The organism is Serratia sp. BNK-33-b (assembly GCF_048684565.1).
GTDB lineage: Bacteria > Pseudomonadota > Gammaproteobacteria > Enterobacterales > Enterobacteriaceae > Serratia > Serratia marcescens.
On record NZ_JBLQTZ010000001.1, the window covers coordinates 40802 to 64486 of the forward strand.

Annotated in this window: 20 protein-coding genes; 9 read left to right on the forward strand and 11 right to left on the reverse strand. The window is 62.5% G+C overall.

Translation table 11 applies throughout. The features are described 5' to 3' along the window. The first annotated feature begins 11 nt into the window (after nt 1-11). Both ACMGGK_RS00180 and ACMGGK_RS00185 read left to right on the forward strand, forming a co-directional pair. Entirely contained in the window at nt 12-3116 is a 3105-nt protein-coding gene (locus ACMGGK_RS00180) for an autotransporter outer membrane beta-barrel domain-containing protein (RefSeq protein WP_420276600.1), read from the forward strand. A gap of 454 nt (nt 3117-3570) precedes the next feature. After that, nucleotides 3571-4422, forward strand: a complete 852-nt coding sequence (locus ACMGGK_RS00185; protein ID WP_049300425.1) for a helix-turn-helix domain-containing protein — start codon at nt 3571-3573, stop codon at nt 4420-4422. On the opposite strand, the gene ACMGGK_RS00190 is transcribed toward ACMGGK_RS00185, so the two are convergent. From ACMGGK_RS00190 to ACMGGK_RS00200, 3 genes are all read right to left on the reverse strand, one after another. Continuing rightward, nucleotides 4412-6196: a hybrid sensor histidine kinase/response regulator gene (locus tag ACMGGK_RS00190; RefSeq protein WP_016930453.1), complete on the reverse strand. Its 1785-nt coding sequence runs from the start codon at nt 6194-6196 to the stop codon at nt 4412-4414. The two genes, ACMGGK_RS00185 and ACMGGK_RS00190, sit on opposite strands and share 11 nt — an antisense overlap. Then, the gene (locus ACMGGK_RS00195) at nt 6193-6687 is read right to left on the reverse strand and encodes a molybdopterin-dependent oxidoreductase (RefSeq protein WP_004931017.1); all 495 of its coding nucleotides are present in this window, start codon (nt 6685-6687) and stop codon (nt 6193-6195) included. The genes ACMGGK_RS00190 and ACMGGK_RS00195 overlap by 4 nt, the downstream gene beginning before the upstream one ends. Nucleotides 6688-6848: 161 nt before the next feature. After that, entirely contained in the window at nt 6849-8198 is a 1350-nt protein-coding gene (locus ACMGGK_RS00200) for a PLP-dependent aminotransferase family protein (protein WP_151254290.1), read from the reverse strand. Nucleotides 8199-8337: 139 nt separating this feature from the next. On the opposite strand from ACMGGK_RS00200, the gene ACMGGK_RS00205 reads away from it, so the two are divergent. The 3 genes from ACMGGK_RS00205 to ACMGGK_RS00215 all read left to right on the forward strand — a co-directional run bounded on the left by ACMGGK_RS00205 (nt 8338) and on the right by ACMGGK_RS00215 (nt 10437). Continuing rightward, the gene (locus tag ACMGGK_RS00205; protein WP_016930451.1) at nt 8338-8967 is read left to right on the forward strand and encodes a LysE family translocator; all 630 of its coding nucleotides are present in this window, start codon (nt 8338-8340) and stop codon (nt 8965-8967) included. 33 nt (nt 8968-9000) lie between these two features. After that, a complete protein-coding gene (locus ACMGGK_RS00210; RefSeq protein WP_420276601.1) occupies nt 9001-9852 on the forward strand; it encodes a PhzF family phenazine biosynthesis protein in 852 nt (283 codons plus the stop codon). A 66-nt stretch (nt 9853-9918) separates the two neighbouring features. After that, nucleotides 9919-10437, forward strand: a complete 519-nt coding sequence (locus ACMGGK_RS00215) for a DinB family protein (protein WP_193843148.1) — start codon at nt 9919-9921, stop codon at nt 10435-10437. Between the two features lie 78 nt (nt 10438-10515). Here the strand turns inward: ACMGGK_RS00215 and gorA are convergent, their stop codons facing one another. Next, nucleotides 10516-11868 carry a glutathione-disulfide reductase gene (gene gorA, locus ACMGGK_RS00220; protein ID WP_117287496.1) on the reverse strand — a complete coding sequence of 451 codons (1353 nt, stop codon included), beginning with the start codon at nt 11866-11868 and terminating at the stop codon, nt 10516-10518. A gap of 130 nt (nt 11869-11998) precedes the next feature. After that, a complete protein-coding gene (locus tag ACMGGK_RS00225; RefSeq protein WP_004931012.1) occupies nt 11999-12841 on the reverse strand; it encodes a 23S rRNA (adenine(2030)-N(6))-methyltransferase RlmJ in 843 nt (280 codons plus the stop codon). Between the two features lie 135 nt (nt 12842-12976). On the opposite strand from ACMGGK_RS00225, the gene ACMGGK_RS00230 reads away from it, so the two are divergent. The 4 genes from ACMGGK_RS00230 to rsmJ all read left to right on the forward strand — a co-directional run bounded on the left by ACMGGK_RS00230 (nt 12977) and on the right by rsmJ (nt 16775). Next, nucleotides 12977-13381 carry an ASCH domain-containing protein gene (locus ACMGGK_RS00230; protein ID WP_033631853.1) on the forward strand — a complete coding sequence of 135 codons (405 nt, stop codon included), beginning with the start codon at nt 12977-12979 and terminating at the stop codon, nt 13379-13381. A gap of 16 nt (nt 13382-13397) precedes the next feature. Further along, complete coding sequence (locus tag ACMGGK_RS00235; protein ID WP_049300429.1) at nt 13398-13859, forward strand: HIT family protein; 462 nt, start codon at nt 13398-13400, stop codon at nt 13857-13859. Between the two features lie 118 nt (nt 13860-13977). Next, nucleotides 13978-16020 carry an oligopeptidase A gene (prlC, locus tag ACMGGK_RS00240; RefSeq protein WP_016930445.1) on the forward strand — a complete coding sequence of 681 codons (2043 nt, stop codon included), beginning with the start codon at nt 13978-13980 and terminating at the stop codon, nt 16018-16020. A gap of 8 nt (nt 16021-16028) precedes the next feature. Continuing rightward, nucleotides 16029-16775 carry a 16S rRNA (guanine(1516)-N(2))-methyltransferase RsmJ gene (gene rsmJ / locus ACMGGK_RS00245; protein WP_028128290.1) on the forward strand — a complete coding sequence of 249 codons (747 nt, stop codon included), beginning with the start codon at nt 16029-16031 and terminating at the stop codon, nt 16773-16775. Nucleotides 16776-16803: 28 nt separating this feature from the next. Here rsmJ and ACMGGK_RS00250 read toward each other — a convergent pair whose 3' ends face one another. The 6 genes from ACMGGK_RS00250 to ACMGGK_RS00275 all read right to left on the reverse strand — a co-directional run bounded on the left by ACMGGK_RS00250 (nt 16804) and on the right by ACMGGK_RS00275 (nt 23582). After that, the gene (locus tag ACMGGK_RS00250) at nt 16804-17403 is read right to left on the reverse strand and encodes a KpsF/GutQ family sugar-phosphate isomerase (RefSeq protein ID WP_164053900.1); all 600 of its coding nucleotides are present in this window, start codon (nt 17401-17403) and stop codon (nt 16804-16806) included. Further along, the gene (locus tag ACMGGK_RS00255) at nt 17403-19040 is read right to left on the reverse strand and encodes an FGGY-family carbohydrate kinase (protein ID WP_004931001.1); all 1638 of its coding nucleotides are present in this window, start codon (nt 19038-19040) and stop codon (nt 17403-17405) included. Before ACMGGK_RS00255 ends, ACMGGK_RS00250 begins: the two co-directional genes overlap by 1 nt. Nucleotides 19041-19053: 13 nt before the next feature. Continuing rightward, nucleotides 19054-20007, reverse strand: a complete 954-nt coding sequence (locus tag ACMGGK_RS00260) for an ABC transporter permease (RefSeq protein ID WP_016930441.1) — start codon at nt 20005-20007, stop codon at nt 19054-19056. A gap of 1 nt (nt 20008) precedes the next feature. Then, nucleotides 20009-20998, reverse strand: coding sequence for an ABC transporter permease (locus ACMGGK_RS00265; RefSeq protein WP_004930997.1), 990 nt, complete (start codon nt 20996-20998; stop codon nt 20009-20011). Then, nucleotides 20991-22490: a sugar ABC transporter ATP-binding protein gene (locus tag ACMGGK_RS00270; protein WP_239044045.1), complete on the reverse strand. Its 1500-nt coding sequence runs from the start codon at nt 22488-22490 to the stop codon at nt 20991-20993. Before ACMGGK_RS00270 ends, ACMGGK_RS00265 begins: the two co-directional genes overlap by 8 nt. Nucleotides 22491-22595: 105 nt before the next feature. Beyond that, entirely contained in the window at nt 22596-23582 is a 987-nt protein-coding gene (locus tag ACMGGK_RS00275) for an autoinducer 2 ABC transporter substrate-binding protein (RefSeq protein WP_028128102.1), read from the reverse strand. Between the last annotated feature and the right edge of the window lie 103 nt (nt 23583-23685).

The window sequence follows — 23685 nt, forward strand, 5'->3', positions numbered from 1 at the left end:
AAGGTAAGGAAATGACAACAACAATGGGTTTTGATAGCAAAGGAAACGCTCGCCGCTCGCCGTGGCGGCTGAACGCGCTGGTCTGCTGCATGGCGCTGGCGGGGTATGCGCAGGCGGCGCCGCACGAGGTGAGCGGCCAAGCCGGCGATCCGGCCAGCTGGCGCAGCGCCGAATTCAACGCCAACTGGGGGCTGGGGGCGATCCACGCCGATGAGGCCTATGCCGCCGGCTACACCGGCAAAGGGCAGAAGGTGGGCATTTTCGATACCCCGGTCAACCGCCATCCCGAGTTCGCCGGCGACGGCAAACTGATCAACGTGGTCACCGAAGGCTATCGCGCCTATACCGATCCGCACCGGCCGGGGATTAACGCCGGCGATCGCTTTTACTTCGACGGCACCTTCCACTTCTACAGCGGTTCACAGGGCATGCTGAGCAATCACGGGGTGCACGTCGCGGGCATCAGCGCGGCGAACCGCGACGGCGTCGGCATGCACGGCGTGGCCTTCGATTCGCAGGTGATCAGCGTCGATAACGACAACGACGGCCCGGCCTACGGCGAATTCCTTGGCCTGGACGGCGCCGTCACCAATGCCGGCTGGCAGGCGATGATCAAGAGCGGCGTGCGGGTGATCAACAACAGCTGGGGCGTCAGTATTCCCGATTTCCTGTCCGACGGCGGCCGCGATCCCAACGCGCTGCACTTTGAGCTGAAGGATGCGCAGGAACAGTTCGATCAGGTCAAACCGCTGCTCGGCAGTTTGGCCGGCGCAGGCTATCAGGGCGCCATCGACGCGGCGCGCAAAAATATTCTGGTGCTGTTCGCCGCCGGTAACGACGGCAACTACAACCAGCCGGATGTGATCAGCGGCCTGGCCTATTTCGTGCCGGACATCGCGCCGAACTGGCTGTCGGTCGCCAGCGTGGCGCAGGATGCGACATCGACCAACAGCGTGCCTTACACCATCAGCAGCTTCTCTTCCCGTTGCGGCTATACCGCCAGCTTCTGCGTCTCGTCGCCGGGCAGCAAAATCTACAGCACCGTGGCCAACGGTTCCGATCCGGCCAACCTGGTGTCGGACTACGGCAATAAAAACGGCACCTCGATGGCGACGCCGCACGTCACCGGCGCGGTGGCGGTGTTGCTGCAGCGCTTCCCGTACATGAGCTCGGCGCAGATTGCCGACGTGCTGAAAACCACCGCCACCGACATGGGCGCGCCGGGCATCGACGCGCTCTACGGCTGGGGAATGATCAACCTGGGCAAGGCCATCAACGGCCCGGGCATGTTCTATACCGTCGAAGATATTCCTGCGGAGTTCCGCATTCCGGATCCGACGGGCGTGGCTTACGGCCCGACCCAGTTTGTCGCCAATATTCCGGGTCTGGGCGCCGAGGTGGATGCCGGCACGCTGCACGCCAGAAAGTGTGACGACATCAGTTGCGAACTGGAAGTCTACTCCAACAACATCTCCGGCCATGGCGGCCTGACTAAAGAAGGGAGGGGCACGCTGGTCATGATCGGCGCCAACACCTATTCCGGGCCGACGCTGGTCAATCAGGGGCGGCTGGCGATCAACGGCTCGGTCACCTCGGCCGTCAGCGTGCAGAGCGGCGGCATCGTCGGCGGCAGCGGCACGGTCGGTTCGCTGACCGCCCGCCGCGGCGGCACCGTGGCGCCGGGCAACTCGATCGGCACCCTGAACGTGGCCGGCGACGTCAGCTTCGAGACGGGTTCGCGCTATGCGGTGGAAGTGGGGCCGAACGGCCGGAGCGATCGGATCCAGAGCGGCGGAGCGGCGACGATCGGCGGCGGCGAGGTGGCGGTCACGCTGGAGAACAGCAGCAACCTGCTGACGCAAAGCGAGGTGCGCAGCCTGCTGGGCCAGCAGTACACCATCCTGAGCGCGCAGCAGGGGGTCAGCGGACAGTTTGACGCGGTGGCGCCGAACTACCTGTTCCTCGGCACCGGGCTGAGCTACCAGCCGACCGGGGTAACGCTGAGCGTCGGGCGCAACGGCACGAGCTTCGCCAGCGTGGCGCAGACGCCGAACGAACGGGCGGTGGCGGCGGCGGCGGATGCGCTGGCGGCGGGCAACCCGGTGTACGAGAGCCTGCTCAACAGCGGCACGGCGGGCGAGGCGAGGCAGGCGTTCCGTCAGCTGTCGGGGCAAATCCATGCGGACATCGCGTCGGCGCTGGTGAACGACAGCCGCTACCTGCGTGAGGCGCTGAACGGGCGTCTGCGTCAGGCGGAAGGGCTGGCGAGCTCGTCGGCCATCAAGGCGGACGAGGACGGCGCCTGGGCGCAGCTGCTGGGAGCGTGGGACCATGCGTCGGGCGACGCCAACGCCACCGGCTATCAGGCCTCGACCTACGGGGTGCTGGTGGGGCTGGACTCGGCGGCGGCGGCCGACTGGCGGCTGGGGGTGGCGACCGGCTACACCCGCACCTCGCTGCACGGCGGGTATGGGTCGAAGGCGGACAGCGACAACTACCACCTGGCGGCGTACGGCGACAAGCAGTTCGGGGCGTTGGCGCTGCGGGGCGGGGCGGGCTACACCTGGCACCGCATCGACACCAAGCGGTCGGTGAACTACGGGATGCAGTCGGACCGCGACACGGCGAAGTACAGCGCGCGCACCGAGCAGCTGTTCGCGGAAGCGGGCTACAGCGTGAAGGGCGAGTGGCTGAACCTGGAGCCGTTCGTCAACCTGGCGTACGTGAACTTCGAAAACAACGGCATCGCGGAAAGCGGCGGCGCAGCGGCGCTGCGCGGCGACAAGCAGCACACCGATGCGACGGTGTCGACGCTGGGACTGCGCGCGGACACTGAGTGGCAGGTGAGCCCGGGCACGACGGTGGCGCTGCGCAGCGAGCTGGGGTGGCAACACCAGTACGGCGGGCTGGAGCGTGGCACCGGGCTGCGGTTCAACGGCGGCAACGCGCCGTTCGTGGTGGACAGCGTGCCGGTGTCGCGCGACGGGATGGTGCTGAAGGCGGGTGCGGAAGTGGCGGTGAACGAGAACGCCTCGCTGTCGCTGGGCTACGGCGGGCTGCTGTCGCAGAACCACCAGGACAACAGCGTCAACGCCGGTTTCACCTGGCGTTTCTAAGCCAAGCGGTCATTACAGGGTCAACGGAGCCGGCATGCCGGCTCCGTTTTTATTTGCGGCTGCGGGGTGAGTCCGTATGATGGCGCGGCACCAGGGCAATAAAAAACCGGGACCCTGACGGATCCCGGCTTAAAAGTGGGTAAAACAGATTAGCGCTAAAGGCTCAAGCCCCGTTTTGCTTATGCAGTCCAAGCGATGTGAGCATCGTCTCAGTAGCGGCAACGGAACAAATTTTCCCTGGTGTTACTATGGTTATTATTAAAAATCGTGCTGGTGTTATTTTTTATAGTGTATTGCTGTATGTCTCTTTTGATACCATGTTTGACGATACAACATGGTATGTCAAGCAACGTTTTTAACGCATAATTGCATGGGATGCTAGTTTTAGGTGTGGCTTTTTCAGCAGAAATAATCAAAACGACTGATAAATCAGTAAAAAAAATCGAAGGAACAAATGGATAACAATCATCAAAAATTCGATTCACAGTCGATTGCCAATCGGGTCAGGGAGCTGTTTTTACATTACGGGATTGGAAAACGTCAGCATGCCCGCGAACTCAGCCGCATCTTGGATCTGAGTTTTTCACATGCGCACCGCAAATTGAAAGGGCAAAGCCCCTGGACGCTGGAACAGATCAACAGCGTCGCGGCCGCGTTGGGAGAAACGCCGGCGGCGATCGCCGATTTGAGCGCCGAACATGAGACGACCGAGCCAAACATGGCGCGTGATGCCATCTTTTTCGTGGCGGGGGTGGCGATGCCCTGCGTCGGGCACATTGGCGACGAACTTCCTGCCGGGCGGCCGGCGGAATTTGTGGCGCTGCGCGTGGAGGGGCAATGGCATATCTATCGCGCCGATGAGGCGCCGGCAGGCACGCGTTACGGCGTTGAACTGATAGAAATTCGGCCCGGTTACGGCGATGACGAGCGGTTGAGCATCGCGGTATTGGACGATTCGCATCAGGCGGCCGATGAGCTGGCCAAGTACCTCGGCGGCTGCGGTTTCAACGCAGTGGCGTTTTACGATGTCGACAGCTTCTGCCAAGCGCTGCAGCAAAGCCTGTTCGACGGTTACGTGGTGGACTGGCTGATCGGTGAGGAAACGGCGGATCGCTGTATCGCCACCATCCGCGCCTCCGACAACCCGGACGCGCCGGTACTGGTGCTGACCGGCGAACTGGGCACTGACCGACGCGAGTCGGAGATCGCTCAGGCGATGCGCGAGTACGATGTGCTCGGTCCTTATGAAAAACCGGTGCGGCTCCATGTGATCGAAGCCGCACTGCAACGCTGTTTTAATCTTTAGCGGGGAACACCTCGGCCAGCGCGCTCGACAGCGCATCCAGCCGAACCGGTTTCATCAGGTAGTTATCGAACAGGGCGCGCTGATCCGCCGTCAGCTGCTCCGGCGTATAGGCGCTGATGCCGATGATTGGCACATGGCGGTTGGGGCCGCGACGATTGCGCAGCTGCCTGGCCAGGGCGGCGCCGTCGATGCCCGGCATCTGCAGATCCAGCAACAGCGCGTCGTAAGGGCGTCTGAGCAGTTTCTGCAACGCGCGCTCCGGCGAGTCGCACAGTTCGTGCTGGTAGCCCAGCTTGTCCAGCAGCGCCGCAAAGGCATCCCCCACCGACTTGTTGTCATCCACCACCAGCACCTGCTGCGGCTTTTGCTGCAGGGGGGCATTGGCGGCGGCGGGCTCGTCGGCGCGCTCTTCTTCACTGATCTGCACCGGAATGCTGACGATAAAGGTGCTGCCTTTCTTGATTTCGCTGTATACCGTGATGGTGCCGTTGAGCAGCGTCACCAGGCCGTGCACGATCGCCAGCCCCATTCCCACGCCGGCATACTGTTTGGTATGCGACTGATCCAACTGGGTAAAGGGTTTGAAGATCTGATCGAGCTGGTCTTTTTCAATACCGATGCCGGTGTCGGTCACTTCGATGATCAACGAATTGCCGCCCGGCTGGCGGCGCAGGCAGCTGTGCAGCGTAATGCTGCCGCTTTCGGTGTATTTGTAGGCGTTGGTCAGCAGGTTGACGATAATCTGCCGGATGCGCAGCGGATCGGAGTGCACCAACAGGTGGCTGCACTCCACTTCGCAGCTCAGTTTGACCTGCTCTTTGCGGGTCAGGGTGGCGATTTCGTTGGCGGTTTCCGCGATCAGCTTCTGCGCGTCGAACGGCACGATGCGCAATTCCATCATGCCGCTGTCGAGGTGCGCGTAGTCGGTCAGATCCTTCATCTGGCTTTCGATTTGCTGCGCGGCGGTCTCCAGCCGCTGGAAAGTGTCCGCATGCTCCGCCGACACTCGGGTGTTCACCAGCACGTCGATGGCCGACATCACGCTCTGCAATGAGGTGCGCAGCTCGTGGCCGATGGCACCGAGGAAGGCGTTTTTGGTGCGCGTCGCTTTCTCCGCCTCAATGGCTTTGGCCTGCTGGCGAATGGTCAGCCGCTGCTGGCGGAACACGATCAGGGTGATGGCGATCAGCGCGATCACCGAGAACATGACGATCACCAGCCCATAGAAAATAATGTGCCGTTTCTCGATGTAATCCTCATAGGCTGCGGTGCGCTGCTTCACCTCGGCGTGGTCGGTCAGGTTGGCCATTTCGATAGCGTAAGGCTTGATGGCCTTCATGGCCGCGAAAACCTGGCTGAAGTCGATTTTCGGGTTATCCAGCAGTTTATCGATGCGATCCATCTGCAGGCGCATCTGCTTGACCACTTCCGGGTAGCCCGGCTCGGCGTACAGCGGTTGCGTGGATTCGGAGACGGTTTCCAGCACGTAAAAGCGCGAATAGAGGATTTCGAACCGCAGTCGCAGATTGTCGCTGTCCACCTGCGCGGCATGGCTTTGCTGCTCGACCAGCGTGTCGAACTCCGCCAGCTTGATGGAGAACTTGGCGATAGACCAGGAGTAATTCTCTTGCGTGCCGGCGATGGCATACAGCCCTTTTTTCGACAGGGTGGCGCTGTAGTAATAGAGCGTGACGGTCGAAGCCACTAAAAACAGCGCGGCAAAGATGGCCGGGATCGCCAGCCTGCTGCCGTTCTTAAAGGTCGTCAGCTTCATTTGATCACGATCCTGTCGACTTGCCAGATAAAGCGTGAATTGTACAACGGCGAGTTCAGTTCAGGCCCGGCGGCGTCGCGCGGGTAAACCAGGAACAGCGGGCCGAAGTTTCTGAGCTTCAGCATTTCCCCGTCCATCCTGTAGGCCAGGATCATGTTGTATTTCTTGACGTCGGACAGCGGCACGTCGATGTAATAATCGTTCAGCGCGTAGAAAGTCAGCGTCTCGCCCTTGGCGCCGACGCGCTCCAGGATATCGGCCACCGAAATCCCTTCAAATTTTCTCTGCGGCGTCCAGGAAGTGGAGGTGGTGATGCTGCGCACCGGCATCGCCAACAGCTGCTTATCGGTGAACAGATAGCTTTTTTTGACCGGGTCGGTCACGTTGTCGATCTTGCCCGCCACTTCCAGGGTAAAGCTGAGCGCGCTGCTCTGGGCGATAATCAGGGCCACGCAGGCCATCGCAAGGGTTTTGCATAGTTTGAACAGCATCGGTGTTCTCCAGAGGCGCGGGGAGGTTGTATCAGTCCCGCTAATTTATCAGGCAGAATAATGGCAGAAAAAGCAGGCGGGTGCGAAGGGAATAGTAAACCGCACAAAAAGAACAGTCCTGAGCCGGTCGGCCCGTGCGCGTAACCTTTCTCTTCCGTTTGTCAGCCGTTCCGATGCTCTTTCAACAGCTGTGCCAGCTGCGTCAGGCCTGCCGTTAGCTCGTCCGGCGAGGGGGAGCCCAGGCACAGGCGAATGCCCGTCGCACGTTCGTCGCGGGCCACCATCACGGTGTCCGGCGGTGTCACCTTTACGTTGACCAATGCGGCGGCGGCGGCCACAGACTCGGCGGTTTCGCGCGGCATCGGCAGCCAGACATGATAAGCGTCGGGATGCGATACGCAGTCGTCGGCATCAAATATCGAGGTGGCCAGATGCACTCTTCGCTGAGCCTCATGGCGCAACGCTTGCGGTATCGTCTCGATTGCGCCGCTGGACAGCCACTCCTCCACCACAGCGCAAGACAGTGGCGAAGGCGCGAAAGGAATATCTTGCAAGGCTTCTTCCGCCGCAGTTTGCATGCCGGGCGGCAGAGTCAGCATGCCAATCCGCAACCCCGGGCCGAGCGTTTTCGACAGGCCATTGACATGGAACGCCCGCTCGGGCGCCAAAGCCGCGAGCGCAGGCGCCGCAGAGTGACCCAGCGCGTAGACGCCATCCTCGATGATCCAGACATTCGCCTGCCGACATATCTCGACGATAGCCTGCCTGCGCTCGGCGCTCATGGTGGCGGTCGTCGGGTTATGCAGCGTCGGCGTCAGATAGACCGCGGTATGGCCGGAGGAGACTCGCTCGAGCGCGCTCGCCAGCGCCTGCGGCACCATGCCTTGCGCATCGATCTCCACGCCGATCAGGCGATGGCCTTTACGTCGGGCCAGCGCGATCGCGCCGGGGTAGGTGAGTCTCTCCGTCAGTATCGTGCCGCGTGACCCGCAGGCCAGGTCAAACGCCAGCGAAATCGCCTGACGGGCATTGCTGGTCAGCGCCAGGTGCGACGGATCGATCGTGACGCCGGCGTTTTCCAGCCAGCGGGCCAACAAACGCCGGTGCTCCAGATGTCCGGTCGGAGGGGAATAGAAGTTCAGATGGTCCGCATCCATTTTCCGCGCAATGCCGGCCAGCGTGCGCGCCAGCAAACGATCGGTAAGCATCGCCGGCGGCGCATTGGATGAAAGATCGATTTCGTGTTTTTCACGGGCGCGGCGAATCGCCACGAACATCCCGCGGCCTTTCACGCTGCGAACCAGCCCGCGTCGTTCCAGGATGGCGTAGGCTTTGGTCACCGTGCCCAGACCGATCGCCAATTGCCAGGCGAGGGGACGGTGAGCCGGCAAACGATCGCCCCCTTGCAGCTTGCCCTCGATAATGTCGTCAGCCAACGCCAGCACCAGCCGTTCGAAGGTAGTGGCTTCCACGTTGGCCAGGCGGGGTTGCCAGGGGGATTGAAGCCGCATGGTCGCTCTCCGGAGAAAGAATATAGTGTCACGTGACACTATTTAAATAGGCGAAAAGTGTAACACATACTATGTTGGTGAGGAGTCCCGGCGTTTTCAACAACGGCTCGGCCGTAAGGCGGGTCAGCGGAGTTTTTCCATGATGGTCAGTCAGCTTGCGTTGGTTTACGGCGCCTATCTCCTCGCAACCGCCAGCCCCGGCCCCAGCAACATGGCGATCATGGGCGTGGCGATGCGTGACGGCCGCAGGCCCGCATTGGTGCTGGCCGCCGGCGTGATGACCGGATCGCTGTGCTGGGCGATGTTGGCCGCGACCGGCCTTTCCGCCGTGTTGGCCACGTATGCGCAGGCGCTGTGGACCATCAAGATCGTTGGCGGCGTGTATATGCTGTATCTGGCGCTGCGCGCCGGAAAGTCCGCGTTACGCACGTCCGCCGCGACGTCGGGCATGGCCGCGGAGCGCGATGCGCGGCCTTATCGGGCGCTTTATCGGCAGGGCGTGCTGATGCATCTCGGCAATCCCAAGGCCATCATGTCCTGGATGGCGATCATGTCGCTGGGATTGCGGCAAGGCGCGCCTGAGCAGGTTTTACCGGCAATTATTGGCGGTTGCGCGCTGCTCGGCGTGACGATTTTCGGGGGGTATGCCCTGTTGTTCTCAACGGCGCCGATGATCGCGTTTTACACCCGGGTGAGGCGCTGGATTGAAGGAACGCTTGCGCTGCTGTTCGCTTTGGCGGGCCTGGAGCTGTTGATATCGCGGGGGTAATGAACGCCCGGCGTTAACCTGAGGAGAGAAGCGATGGTTTTTGGCATGCAGATGGTGGATGTCTTTGGCTCCGGGCCGCTCGCCGGCAATCCGTTGGCGGTGATCACGGGCGCCGAAACGTTGTCGACGGAGGACATGCAGCGTTTGACGCGTTGGTTCAACCTGTCGGAGACGGCCTTTTTGCTGCCGCCGACGCACCCCCAGGCGGATTACCGGGTGCGGATATTCACGCTGGATCGTGAAATGCCGTTTGCCGGGCACCCGACGCTCGGCAGTTGTCATGCCTGGCTCACTGCGGAGGGTATGCCGCGCAATGATGCGGAGATCATCCAGGAGTGCGGGGCGGGCTTGGTGAGCATTCGCCGCGAGGCCGGACGGCTGTGTTTTGCCGCGCCGCCGTTGATTCGCTCCGGGGCGCCTTCAGAAGCGGCGTTGGCCGACGCGCTGCGGTTTTTGGGGATCGCGCCTGAGGAGGCGCTCGATGCCGCCTGGATCGATAACGGTCCGGGGTGGCTGGGGATCCGGCTGGCCAGCGCCGAACGGGTGCTTTCCCTGACGCCGGCGAGAAGCTGGCCGCGCAGGGTCGACATTGGCGTCGTCGGTCCACATGCCGATGGTGACGCAGCCTTCGAAGTTCGCGCCTTTTTGAGCGATCATCTTGGCGCTATCGTCGAAGATCCGGTCACCGGCAGCCTCAATGCCTCCCTGGCCCAGTGGTTGTTCGCAAGCGGCGTGGTCAGCGGCGGCTATATCGCCGCTCAGGGGCGCTGCCGTGGGCGCAACGGACGCGTGCATGTCACCCGCGACGCGAGCGGCCGGATTTGGGTGGGCGGCGATACGCGCACTCAGGTCGAAGGGCGGCTGCAAGGGATTGGCACGGCGTAGAACGCGCCGCCGCACCGCGTGCGGCTGAGCTGAATATCGATTTTCATCCGATAAGGAGTGAGCAGTATGTCTGCAACGGCCATCGATACCTTGAAAATGCTGGTGCGTTACAAAGCCTGGGCGAACGCCTTGACCTTTGACTGTGTGGCGGCCTTGCCGGAAGGCGAAGCGCTGCGGCCGCGCCCGACCCGTTTCGGCAATATGGTGCATACCTTGAATCATGTGTATGTGGTGGACGATATCTTCAGGCACCATCTGCAAGGCCGCAAGCATGGCTACCTCGCGCGCAACACCGAGCAAACGCCTGCGCTTGACGACTTGCGGTGCGCGGTGGAGGAAATGGACCGCTGGTATATCGAACAGGTGGACAGCTGGTCGCCGGAGGCGCTGGCGCAAGCGGTGCATTTCGCGTTCGTCGGCGGGGGGGAAGGCCGCATGACGCGGCAGGAAATCGTGCTGCATGTCGTCAACCACGCTACCTATCATCGCGGTTTTGTCGGCGATATGCTCTATCAGGTGCCCTTTGCTTCACCGGCGAACGATTTGCCGGTGTTTCTTCGCGATCATTACCGCCGGGCGCCGTGAGGCGAGCGAGATAAATAAAAAAAGCCAGACGCTTTCGCGCCTGGCCTGTTACGCGCCGGAACCCGGCGAGGTTGCGCCTCAGCGCATGGTGACGAACTCTTCCGCCGCGGTCGGGTGGATCGCCACGGTGTTGTCGAAGTCCTTCTTGGTGGCGCCCATCTTCACCGCCACCGCGAAGCCCTGCAGGATTTCATCCATGCCGAAGCCGATGCCGTGCAGGCCGACGATCTTCTCTTCTTTACCTGCGCACACCAGCTTCATGCGGCACGGCTGACGGTGCTGCGTCACGGCGCTGTACATGGCGGTGAAGGAGGATTTGTACACCTTCACGTTGTCCGCGCCGAACTTCTCGATGGCTTCCGGCTCGGTCAGACCGACGGTGCCGATCGGCGGGTGGCTGAACACCACGGTGGCGATGTTGCTGTAATCCAGGTGTTCGTCCGGCTTGTTGTTGAACAGGCGCTCGGACAGACGGCGGCCGGCGGCCACGGCGACCGGGGTCAGCTCTACCGCGCCGGTGTTGTCGCCCACCGCATAGATGCCTTTGACGTTGGTGTTCTGGAACTTATCGACGTCGATGTAGCCTTGTTCGTTGGTTTTCACCCCGGTGACGCCGAGGTTCAGGTTGTCGGTCGCCGGTTCGCGGCCGATGGCCCAAATCAGGCAGTCGACGGTGAATGCCTTGCCGTTTTCCAGCTGCAGCGTCAGGCTGCCGTCGGCGTTCTTGACGATCGCTTTCGGCACGGATTCGGTGTGCAGGCTTGGTCCTTCGGTGTTCATCACTTCCACCAGGGTTTCGACGATCATCGGATCGAAGGTGCGCAGCGGCGCGTGCTTGCGCACGAACAGATGCGTTTCCGCGCCCAGCGCGTTCAGCACGCCGGCGATCTCTACGGCGATATAGCCGGCGCCGACGACGGCGACGCGTTTCGGCAGGGCGTCCAGCTCAAAGAAGCCGTCGGAGTCGATGCCGTATTCCGCGCCCGGAATAGCCGGATGGCTCGGGCGGCCGCCGGTGGCGATCAGGATGTGGTCGGCGGTGATGGTTTCGCCGTTCACTTCCACGGTGTGCGCATCCACGAAGCGCGCGAAGCCTTTGATCACGTCGACCTTGTTCTTGCCCAGCACGTTGTCGTAGGAATTGTGGATGCGGTCGATATAGGCGGTGCGGTTGGCGACCAGCTTTTTCCAGTCGAAGGCGTTGACGGTGGTGTCGAAGCCGTAGTCCGGGCCGTACTGATGGATGGCCTCGGCGATCTGCGCCGCGTGCCACATGACTTTTTTCGGTACACAACCCACGTTTACACAGGTGCCGCCCAGCTCTTTGGCTTCAATCAGCGCACACTTTTGGCCGTACATGGCTGCCCGGTTGATCGATGCGATACCGCCGCTGCCGCCGCCAATTGCTAGATAATCGTAATGTTTCGTCATCTGGGATTTCCATGAGTTGTGAATTTGAAGAGGGTAAGAGTTTAACGCCTGACCGGGGTTTGTCGCAAAGATTGCGTCGATGGCTGCGATAGGCGGACGCAGGGCGCGGCAAACCGCGCCCTGATGGGGATTATTCCGGTACCACCCAGTTCACCAGATGGTGACCGATGCCCGACGGCACCAGCACCTTGTGCAGCCACGGCAGCACGTTCTTCATCTGCTGTTCCAGCTTCCACGGCGGGTTGATGACGATCATGCCGGAGGCGGTCATGCCGCGCTGATCGCTGTCGGGTTTCACCGCCAGCTCGATCTGCAGGATGCGGCGAATGCCGGTGGCTTCCAGATCGCGCAGCATGCGTTTGATCTGCTGGCGCATCACCACCGGGTACCACAGCGCGTAGGTGCCGGTGGCGAAACGCTTGTAGCCTTCCTGAATGCCTTTGACCACATCCTGGTAATCGGTCTTCATTTCATACGGCGGGTCCATCAGGATCAGGCCGCGGCGCGACAGTGGCGGCAGCTGGGATTTCAGCTGCTGATAGCCGTCGGCGCGCTGCACTTTGGCGCGCTCGTCTTTCTGGAACTCGCTGCGCAGCAGCGGGTAATCGCTCGGGTGCAGCTCGGTCAGGTGGATTTTGTCCTGCGGGCGCAGCAGCTGGCGGGCGATCAGCGGCGAGCCGGGATAGTAGCGCAGCGTGCCGGAACGGTTGAAGTTGTGCACCACGCTCATGTAGGCCGCCAGCTCTTCCGGCAGATCGTCGCGTTGCCACAGCAAGCCGATGCCTTCCAGGTATTCGCCGGTGCGCTCGGCGTGTTCGCCGCTGAGCTGATAACGGCCCGCGCCCGAGTGGGTATCCAGATACAGGAACGGCTTCTCTTTTTCCTTCAGCGACTCGATGATCAGGCTCTGAACGGTGTGTTTGAGCACGTCGGCGTGGTTGCCGGCGTGGAAACTGTGGCGATAACTTAACATGACGGGTGGCGGTTCCTTGTGCTCCGCAGACGGAGCATTCAATGCAATAAGGCTTATAATCTGCACAGTATAAACTGTCTGGCCGGGAAAAACCGGACTCCGTTGCCGCAGACGTTAACAGAAAGGGACAGGACGATGAGCAAACAGGCGATTTTGGCGAATTACCCCGACGCGGCGCGCTGGGCATTCGGCGACGGCCCCGCGTTAGCCGACGAACTGCTGGGATTGGTGCTGAGCGGGGATAAAACCGCCACCTGCAGTTCCTATGCGAGCTATCGTCGGGAACAAACCCCGCGGATCGGCGATTACAGCATCGTTCTCGATGGCCGCGGCGAACCGGCCTGCGTGATCAGAACCCTGGCGCTGCGCCTGGTGCGCTACGATCGGGTGACCGCCGAGATGGCGGCCAAAGAGGGTGAAGGCGACAAAAGCCTGGCATTTTGGCGCGAGGGGCATCAGGCATTCTTTACCCGCGAGGGGAGCTTTGCGCCGGACATGTGGCTGGTATTCGAAGAATTCGAACGGGTTGAAACGCTGTGAATCACAAGGAGAAAAGATGAGCTGCATTTTTTGCGACATCGTGGCGGGCAAGGCGCCGTGCCATAAAATCTGGGAAGACGACGACCATTTGGCGTTCCTGTCCATCTTTCCCAACACCGACGGTTTCAGCGTGGTGATCCCCAAGGCGCACCACCCGAGCTACGCGTTTGATCTGCCGGACGAGGTGCTGAGCGCGTTGATGCTGGCGACCAAGCGGGTGGCGCGGCAGCTGGATCGCGCGTTCGAGGATGTCGGCCGCTGCGGCATGGTGTTCGAGGGCTACGGCGTCGACCACGTGCACGCCAAATTGATCCCGCTGCACGGCACCGCGTCGCTGGAACAGTGGCGGCCGATCGAAGCGACCTCGCCGAAGTTTTTCACGCGTTACGAGGGCTATATCTCCTCCCACGATGCGGCGCGCGCCGACGACGAACAGCTGGCGGCGCTGGCTGCCCGCATCCGCCAAAGCGCCATTTAAGGCACGAACGATCAACGCCGGGCATTGATTTTCCTGCTGCCTGGCTCCATGTTAGAGATTCATACGCATTTTAAGGCTCGCCCGTGCGGCGGGCCCCAACGCTAATCAGGACTGCCCTATGACAAATCCGTTGCTGACCCCGTTTTCCCTGCCGCCTTTCTCGGCGATCCGCCCTGAAGATATCGTGCCAGCGGTGCAATCCGCGCTGGCGGACTGCCGCGCTGCGGTAGAGCGCGTGGTCGCGCAGCCGGGCCCGTTCACCTGGGACAATCTGTGTCAGCCGTTGGCGGAGTCGGACGATCGCCTGTCGCGCATCTGGTCGCCGATCGGGCACCTGAACTCGGTGAAAAACAGCCCGGAGCTGCGCGCCGCCTATGAGCAAGCGCTGCCGCTGCTGTCCGAGTACGGCACCTGGGTCGGCCAGCACGAAGGGTTGTATCAGGCCTACCGCAGCCTGAAAGAGGGCGCGGCGTTCGAGGCGCTGAGCGTGCCGCAGCGCAAGGCGGTGGACAACGCGCTGCGCGACTTCGAACTGTCGGGCATCGGCCTGTCGGCGGACAAACAGCAGCGCTATGGCGAGATCGTTGCGCGCCTGTCCGAACTGGGCTCCACCTACAGCAACAACGTGCTCGACGCCACCATGGGCTGGAGCAAACTGATTACCGACGAAGCCGAGCTGAGCGGCCTGCCGGAAAGCGCCCTGGCGCAAGCGCAGGCGATGGCGCAGGCCAAAGAGCAAGACGGCTGGCTGCTGACGCTGGACATGCCGAGCTACCTGCCGGTGCTGACCTACGCCGACAACCGCGCGTTGCGTGAAGAGATGTACCGCGCCTTCGCCACCCGCGCCTCTGACCAGGGGCCGAACGCCGGCAAATGGGACAACAGCGAAGTGATGGCGGAAACGCTGGCGCTGCGCCACGAGCTGGCTCAGCTGCTGGGCTTCGCCACCTACGCCGACAAGTCGCTGGCGACCAAAATGGCGGAAAGCCCGGAGCAGGTGATCGGCTTCCTGAGCGATCTGGCCAAACGCGCCCGCCCGCAGGCCGAGCAAGAGCTGGCGCAGCTGCGCGCCTTCGCCAAACAGCACTATGGCGTGGACGAGCTCGACGCCTGGGACATCACCTACTACGGCGAAAAACAGAAGCAGCACCTGTTCTCCATCAGCGACGAGCAGCTGCGCCCATATTTCCCGGAGCAGCGGGTGGTGGAAGGGCTGTTCGAAGTGGTGAAACGCATTTACGGCATCACCGCCAAAGAGCGTAAAGACGTGGAAACCTGGCATCCGGACGTGCGCTTCTTCGATCTGTTCGACGCCGACGGCGAGCTGCGCGGCAGCTTCTACCTCGATCTGTACGCCCGCGAGAACAAACGCGGCGGCGCCTGGATGGACGACTGCGTCGGCAGCCTGCGCAAGGCCGACGGCACGCTGCAAAAACCGGTCGCTTACCTGACCTGCAATTTCAACCGTCCGCTGGGCGACCAGCCGGCGCTGTTCACCCATAACGAAGTGACCACGCTGTTCCACGAATTCGGCCACGGTCTGCATCACATGCTGACGCAGATCGATACCGCCGGCGTCTCCGGCATCAACGGGGTGCCGTGGGATGCGGTCGAACTGCCGAGCCAGTTTATGGAAAACTGGTGCTGGGAGCCGGAAGCGCTGGCGTTTATCTCCGGCCACTACCAGAGCGGCGAGCCGCTGCCGAAGGCCATGCTCGACAAGCTGCTGGCGGCCAAGAATTACCAGGCGGCGCTGTTTATCCTGCGCCAGCTGGAGTTCGGTCTGTTCGATTTCCGCATGCACTTCGAATACAGCCCGGAGAAAGGCGCGCAGATCCTGCCGACGCTGGCGGAAGTCAAGAAAATGGTGGCGGTGGTGCCTTCGCCGAGCTGGGGTCGCTTCCCGCACGCCTTCAGCCACATCTTCGCCGGCGGCTACGCGGCGGGTTACTACAGCTACCTGTGGGCGGAAGTGCTGTCGGCCGACGCCTACTCGCGCTTCGAAGAGGAGGGGATTTTCAACGCCGAAACCGGCAAATCCTTCCTCGACAACATCCTGTCGCGCGGCGGGTCGGAAGAGCCGATGGCGCTGTTCAAACGCTTCCGTGGCCGCGAGCCGCAGCTGGATGCTATGCTGCGCCATTACGGCATTAAAGGATAACCCGACACGTGAGCGTGTGTTTATTGTGTGAAGCAGGCGCCGATCCCGGCGCCTTGTCTGTTTTGGCGCAGCGCTGGCGGCTGACGTCCGACGACGACGCGCCGATGGCGCTGGTATTGACCCCGCAGCGGCTGGAACTGCGCAAGCGCGACGAGCCTAAGCTGGGCGGGATCTACGTCGATTTCGTCTCTGGCGCCATGGCGCATCGGCGCCGCTTCGGCGGCGGCCGCGGCGAGGCGGTAGCCAAGGCGGTCGGCATCAAGGGCAGCTACCTGCCGGACGTGGTGGACGCCACCGCCGGGCTGGGGCGCGACGCCTTCGTGCTGGCGGCGCTGGGCTGCCGGGTGCGGATGCTGGAGCGCAATCCGGTGGTGGCGGCGTTGCTGGACGACGGTCTGCAGCGCGGCTATCAGGATGCGGAAATCGGCCCGTGGCTGCGCGAGCGTCTGACGCTGCTGCACGCCTCCAGCCTGACGGCGCTGGCGGATCTCAGCCCGCGCCCCGAGGTGGTGTATCTCGATCCGATGTTCCCGCACAAGCAGAAAAGCGCGTTGGTGAAGAAAGAAATGCGGGTGTTTCAATCGCTGGTGGGCAGCGACGATGACGCCGACGGCCTGCTGGAACCGGCGCGCCGTTTGGCGACCAAGCGCGTGGTGGTGAAACGCCCGGACTACGCGCCGCCGCTGGCCGACGTGCCGGCGCACGCCGCCACGCTGACCAAAAGCCACCGTTTCGATATCTACATGCCGCTGTAATGTCAGCCGGGCCCGCCGTGTCGGGCCCTCAGTTTTCCTCCCGCAAACTTTTCCCCACGCCGCCGCCCGGATGCACCGCCAGCAAGGCGCTCTTGTCGTAACCGCTACGCGCCATCAGGCAGGCGCAGGCGGCGTCGAAGATCGCCAACACCAGCACGATCGAGGTAGTGGCCAGCATATTCAGCGGATCTATTTCCTGTTGCACCCCGGTGGCGATCGTCAGCTGCGCCGCCAGCGCGATGGCGGAGTGCGGGTTTTCCGTCACCGCGATCAGCGGCACCCCCTTGGTCTGCAGCGTCGGCAGCAGACGGGTCAGCTCGTCGGAATTGCCGCCGCGCGAGATCAGGATCAGCAGATCGTCCGCGCGCAGAAAGCCCAGATCGCCGTGCGCCGCGCCGGTGGCGTCGAGGTAGACCGCCGGTCGCTCCACGCAGGCCAGCATGTGGGCTATCTTGCGCGCCGCAATTCCCGAGGTGCCGACGCCGGTGACGGCGATTTTACCGCGGCAGCCGGCCAGCAGCCCCAGCAGCCGCTGCCAGGTGTGCGCGTCGAGGCGTTCGCCCAGCTGCGCCAGTTCCCGGCTGTAAGTTTGCCAGCCCTGTACGGCCTGCCGCCATTCCTGCTGCATCACGCCTCCTCCTGCATCAGCCGGCGGTATTTCATGTGGTCGTTGTACAGTTCGTGGAACACCCGGTATTTGCGGTCGTAGTAGCTTTTTATCTGGTTGGTCTGCGGCGTAACCGTCTTGCCGATGCGGCTCATGGCGCTCATCGCCTCCGGCAAGGTGTCGAATACGCCGGCCGCCACGGTGCCCATCATCGCGCCGCCCAGCAGCATTGCTTCGCTCTCCTCCGGCAGCAGCATGGCGCAGCCGGTGGCGTTGGCGTGCTCCTGCACGAAGATCGGGTTCTTGGTGCCGCCGCCGCTGGCCATGATGGTATCGATGCTGTAGCCGCTGTGGTTCATGGTTTCGATGATGTGGCGGGTGCCGAGCGCGATGGCCTGAATGGTGGCCAGGTAGTGCAGCGCCATGTCTTCCGGCGTGCGCGACAGTTTCAGCCCGGTCAGGATGCCGGTCAGCGTCGGGTTGGCGCGCGGCGAGCGGTTGCCGTGGAAGTACGGCAGCATATGAATGTCCTGCGTCAGGAAGGCGATGTTCTCCGGTTCGCCGGCCATGCGGCGCAGAATGGCGTTCAGCACCTCATAGATGGTCTGCCCCTGGGTTTTCGCCTGCGCCAGCAGCTCCTGATAGCACGGATGCGACTGGATGACGTGGTCGATCAGCGCGCCGGTGGCGGACTGGCCGCCTTCGTTCAGCCAGTATTCCGGCAGGATCGCCGAGTAATACGGCCCCCAGACGCCGCCGATAAAGCGGGCGGTGCGCGACATCGCCATATGGCCGGTGGAGGTGCCGCCGATCAGCGCGACGCGGCGATTGAAGTCGGCCACCTCGCCGGAGACGCCGGTGGCGCCCAGCGTGCCGAGGGTGCCGGCGTGCGCGTCGATGATCGATACGCTCACCGCCGTGCCGGCGATCAGCCCCATCTCGCTGGCGGCACGCTGGGTCAGACCGTGGCCCAGCGGCTCACCCATCATTTTAACGTCGCTGCCGATCTTGGCCGCGTCATGTTCCAGCACGTCTTCCAGCCCGATCTGCTGGAAGTAGCTCTTGTCCCAACGCTGCTCGTGGCCGAGATAGGTCCACTTGCACACCGTCGAGCACAGCGAGCGGGTGGCGTCCTGGGTGGCGCGCCAGGTGAGGAAGTCCGGCAGATCGAACAGGTAGCCGGCGTTGGCCCAGGTGGTGGGCATGTGTTGCTTCAGCCACAGCAGTTTCGGCGTCTGCATCTCCGGCGAAATGATGCCGCCGACGAAGTCCAGCACCCGGTGTTTGGTGGCGTTGATGCGCTCGGCCTGGGCGATCGCCCGGTGATCCATCCACACGATGATGTTCTGCTCGGTACGGCCGGAGGGGCTGACGGTCAGCGGCTTGCCCTCTTTATCCAGCACCACCAGCGAACAGGTGGCGTCGAAGCCCAACCCCTTGACCTGGATCGGGTTGATGTCGGCCTGGTTGACCGCGTCGCGCACCGCATTGCACACCGCCTGCCAGATGTTATCCGACGACTGCTCGACGAAATCCGCCTTTGGCCGGTACAGATCGATGGCCCGGCTGGCCTGGCCGACCATGCGCCCATTGAGATCGAATACGCCTGCGCGCGCGCTTCCGGTGCCCACATCTACGCCAATAAAATAGCTCGCCATTATCTGTTTTCTCCTAAGCTTTTCGATTCTGTAACGCGATAAACAGGATCAGCACGCCGCCCCACAGGGCCATGGTCAGGTAGCTGCTGACCCCCAGCAAATTGAGGCCGCTTTCCAACATTTGCAGCACGATCAGCGCCAGCACCAGCCCCAGAATGCGGCCGAAACCGCCGTCCGGGTTGATGCCGCCCAGCACCGAGGCCAGAATGGTCACCAGCAGATAAGATTCGCCGTAGCCGGCCTTGGCCGAGTTGAACTTGGCCATCATCAGCAGCGCGGCGCCCCAGCCGAGCAGCGCCGACAGGATGTACACCGCGATCTGCACCCGCGCGGTGTTCACGCCGCTAAAGCGGGTGGCCTGCTCGTTGGAGCCGATCAGGTACAGGCTGCGGCCCAGCGTGGTGTGCTCCAGCAGCAGCCACAGACCGACCGCCACCAGCAGGAACAGGATCAGCGCCACCGGTACGCCGAGCACGGCGCCGTTGCCGAGAAATTGAATCGCCGCCGGGAAGCCGGAGATCACCGCGCCGTTGGACAGCAGAATATTCAGGCCGGTGATCAGGGTCATGGTGCCGAGCGAGGCGAGGATCGGCGAAACGCCGATCCAGGCTACCAGCGCGCCGTTGAGCGCGCCGATCGCCACCGCCACCAACAGGCCGGCCAACAGCGCCAGCGCCAGGAACAGCGGCTGGTCGGGATGGCTGACGATGATCGCCGCCATCACCAGCGAACAGGCGTTGGCGCCGGCGATGATCGACAGGTTGATGCCGCCGGTCAGCATGGTGATGCCCATGCCGAGCGCCAGCAGGCCGAGGATCGGCAGCTGCGAGGCGATCGACTGGAAGTTGCCGAGGCTGAAGAAGCGCGATCCGAGCAGCCCGGCGAACAGCAGCGCCACCGCGATGATGATCGCGCCCTGCAGGCGAATGATCCGATCGTTTGGGATCAACCGAGTTAACTGCGTCATGTCAGATCTCCTTGAGCAGCTTGCGTTTTTCGTTCCAGGCGGTGGTGCTGATGCTGATCAAAATGATCGCGCCGCTGAATACCTGGTGCCAATAGGCCGAGACGCTGAGCAGCGTCAGCCCGTTTTGCAGGAAGGCCAGCAGCACCACGCCGAGCAGGGTGCCGGTCAACGATCCGCGGCCGCCGCTCATGCTGGTGCCGCCCAGCACCACCGCCGCCAATACCGTCAGCTCGAAGCCGAGCAGCGAGTTGGGCGCCACCGACTGGGTGATCTGCGCCTGCACCACCGCCGCGACGCCGGCCAGAATGCCCATATAGCCGTAGACGCAAAAATGCAGCCGCAGCAGATTCAACCCCAGGCGCGACGCCGCGTCGCGATTGCCGCCCATGGCGTAGATCTGGCGCCCCAGCCGGGTGCGGTTCATCAGCACGCCGGTGACGACGATGGTCGCCAGCAGGCACAGCAGCGGCAGCGTCAGGCCGTAGTCGTAGCCGTCGGCGCCCTGGAACGAGAACCAGTTGATGCCGTTCATGAACCAGTCAGGGAAGCCGTACAGCCAGGTGCCGTTGGTGGCGTATACCAGCAGGCCGTAGAACAGGTTAAGGGTGGCGATGGTGATGATGATCGCCGGCACCTTGAGCCAATACACCAGGAAACCGTTCACCAGCCCGAGCAGCAGGCCGACGCCGATCGCCAGGGCGAACGCCAGCGGGAAGCTGCCGCCGTGCTGGATCACCCAACTGGCCATCACGTATTGGGCGATGGCGGTGATCGCCGGGAACGAAATGTCGATGCCGCCGGCGATCAGCACCACGAACAGCCCGCAGGCCAGAATGCCGAGAATGGCGTAGCTGGTGGCGACGTCGGTCAGGTTGCCGAGCGTCAGAAACTCGTCGGTGCCGGCGCTCAGGCCGATCGCCAGCAGCAGCACCAGCAGGCCGAGATAAAACTCGTGCCGCCCGGCCAGGCGGGCCAATAATGACTTATCCATTCACCACCTCGGCGATCTGTTGTTCGGTACTCTGGTGCGGCGCGAATTCGGCGATCAGCTCGCCCTTGCGCATCACCATCACCCGATGGCTGTTGTAATAGGCTTCCGGGATCTCGTCGCAGATCATCAGCACCGCCATGCCCAGCTGCGCCAGATCGCGGGCGATCTGGTAGATCCCCTCTTTGTTGGCGATGTCCACGCCGACGGTGGGTGAGTCGAGGATCAGGATCTTCGGCTGGGTCGCTACCCATTTGGCGATGGCGATGCGCTGGGCGTTGCCGCCGGACAGGGTTTTCACCGGCAATGCGCTGTCGGACACCTTGATGTTCAGATCGCGGATCAGCCGGTTGACCAGCTCGGTCGCCTTGGCGTGATCCAGCAGCCCGAGCGAGGTATGCAGCCGATCGAAGACGGTGACGATGGTGTTGTCGTAGATCGATTGCTCCATGATCAATCCCTGCGTCAGACGATCCTCCGACACATAGCCGATGCCGTGGCGCACCGCTTCGCGGTTGTTGTGCAGCTGCACCGCCCGGCCCTCGATGCGGATCTCGCCGCTGTCCGGCCGCGTCATGCCGAACAGGCTGAGGCACAGTTCGGTGCGGCCGGCGCCGAGCAGGCCGACGATCGAGACGATCTCGCCGCCGCGCAGCGCTAGATTGACGTTGCGGTATTTCTCGCCGCGGCTGAGGTTGCGCACCTCGAGCAGCGGCGCCTGTTCGGCCGGCGGCAGCGGCGGCAGCGGGCTGTAATGGAAGCGTTGGCCGGTCATCAGGAACGCCAGTTCATGGCTGTCCAGCTCCCTGGCCGGCCAGGTGCCCACCAGCTTGCCGTCGCGCATCACGCTGATGCGATCGGCGACTTCCATCACTTCATCCAATCGGTGGCTGACGAACACCACGCAGATGCCGGCTGCTTTCAGTTCGTTAACCACCCGCAGCAGGCCGTCGACCTCCTGGCGGGTCAGCGAGGCGGTCGGTTCGTCCATGATAACCAACCGCGCCTCGGCGGCGATGGCGCGGCAAATCGCCACCAGCTGCCGATCGGCGATTGACAGTTTTTCCACCTTTTTATCGGGATCGATGTGTACGCCGACCCGCGCCATGGCGTCCAGCGCCGTCTGGCGCATCACCCGCTTGCGCACCCAGAAGTGGCCGCCGGGCAGGTAACGGTGGATGGCGATGTTTTCCGCCACCGTCAGGTTAGGGAACAGCGACAGGTCCTGGTAGATCACCTGTATGCCGTAATAACCGGACAGCTGCGGCGTCAGGGCGTGGAAGAGTTTGCCTTCCAGCGAAATATTGGCGCCTTTTTCCGGCTGATAGACGCCGGAGATGATTTTAATGATGGTGCTTTTGCCGCAGCCGTTTTGCCCGGCCAGACAGTGCACTTCGCCTTTATTCAGCGTCAGGTTGATCTGGTCTAATGCCAGCACGCCTGGGAATCGCTTGCTGATATTCTCCAGGGTGATAAATGCGGGGGAGGCTGTCATAACGTTAACCTGTGCTTGCGTAGCGGCCGAAGCCCTGGGCGCAGCAACGCTGCGCCCCTACGAGGGTTTAACTACTTTCCCGGTGTAGCGAAATTACGCGAAAAATCAGAATCCGAGCGATTTGGCGTTGTCTTTGGTCACTTCCAAAATCTTATTAAACCGAATCACTTTGTGTTCCATATCGACGTCGGCCTTGCCGAGACCCTCGATCGACAGGTCTTTGTTCACGTCCTTGCCCTGCAGCAGCTGATCGGCCACCGTCACCAGCGCATAACCGGCGTCTTTCGGATCCCACAGCAGCGCTTTCTTGATGTCGCCGCGCATCAGGTAAGGGGCGGCCTGCGCCGGCATGGCGATGCCCACCACCGCGATTTTGTCCTTGGCGCGCTTCTTGGCCACCGCCTGGCCGGCGCCGATCGGGCCGAGCGAGCCGAAGCCGATGATGCCCTTCATCTGCGGATAGGTTTTCATCAGATCCAACGTGGTGGCGTAGGATTTGTCGATGCTTTCCGCCACCGGCAAGCGCGAGGTGACTTCAAACATGTCCGGGTATTTTTCTTTCTGGTACTTGATGGCGGAATCGGCCCAGGCGTTGTGCAGCGGCACGGTCAGCGAGCCGACGTAGATGGCGTAGCCGCCTTTGCCGCCCATGTCTTTCGCCAGTTCATCGACGTTGGCCTGCGCGTATTTCTCGCTGTCGATGGTCTCGATGTCCCACTGGCCGATCTGCTGGTCCGGGGATTCATGGGTCAGCACCACGATGCCTTTGTCACGCGCTTTTTTCAGCACCGGTTCCAGCACCTTGGCGTCGTTCGGCACCACGATGATGGCGTTGACGTTCTTGGCGATCAGATCCTCAATCACCTTGACCTGCGCGGCCGGATCCGGCGTAGAAGGGCCGGTCTGGTAAGCGTTGACGTCGAGTTTTTTCGCCGCTTCGTTGACGCCCACTTCCATGCGGTTGAACCACGGAATGCCGGTCACTTTGGCGACCACGGCAATCTCATATTTATCAGCGGCGAACACAGGTGTTGTCGATAACATGCACGCAGAAACCACACATGCATTTAATAATGCGAGGTTAAATTTCATTAGCTGTACCTTTTTTATCTGTAGGGGTGGCGGTTTTTCCACCGCTGCAGATTACAAAGGAATGGAAGAGGGGGCGTAGCCGAAGTTAACAAAATGTGATCTG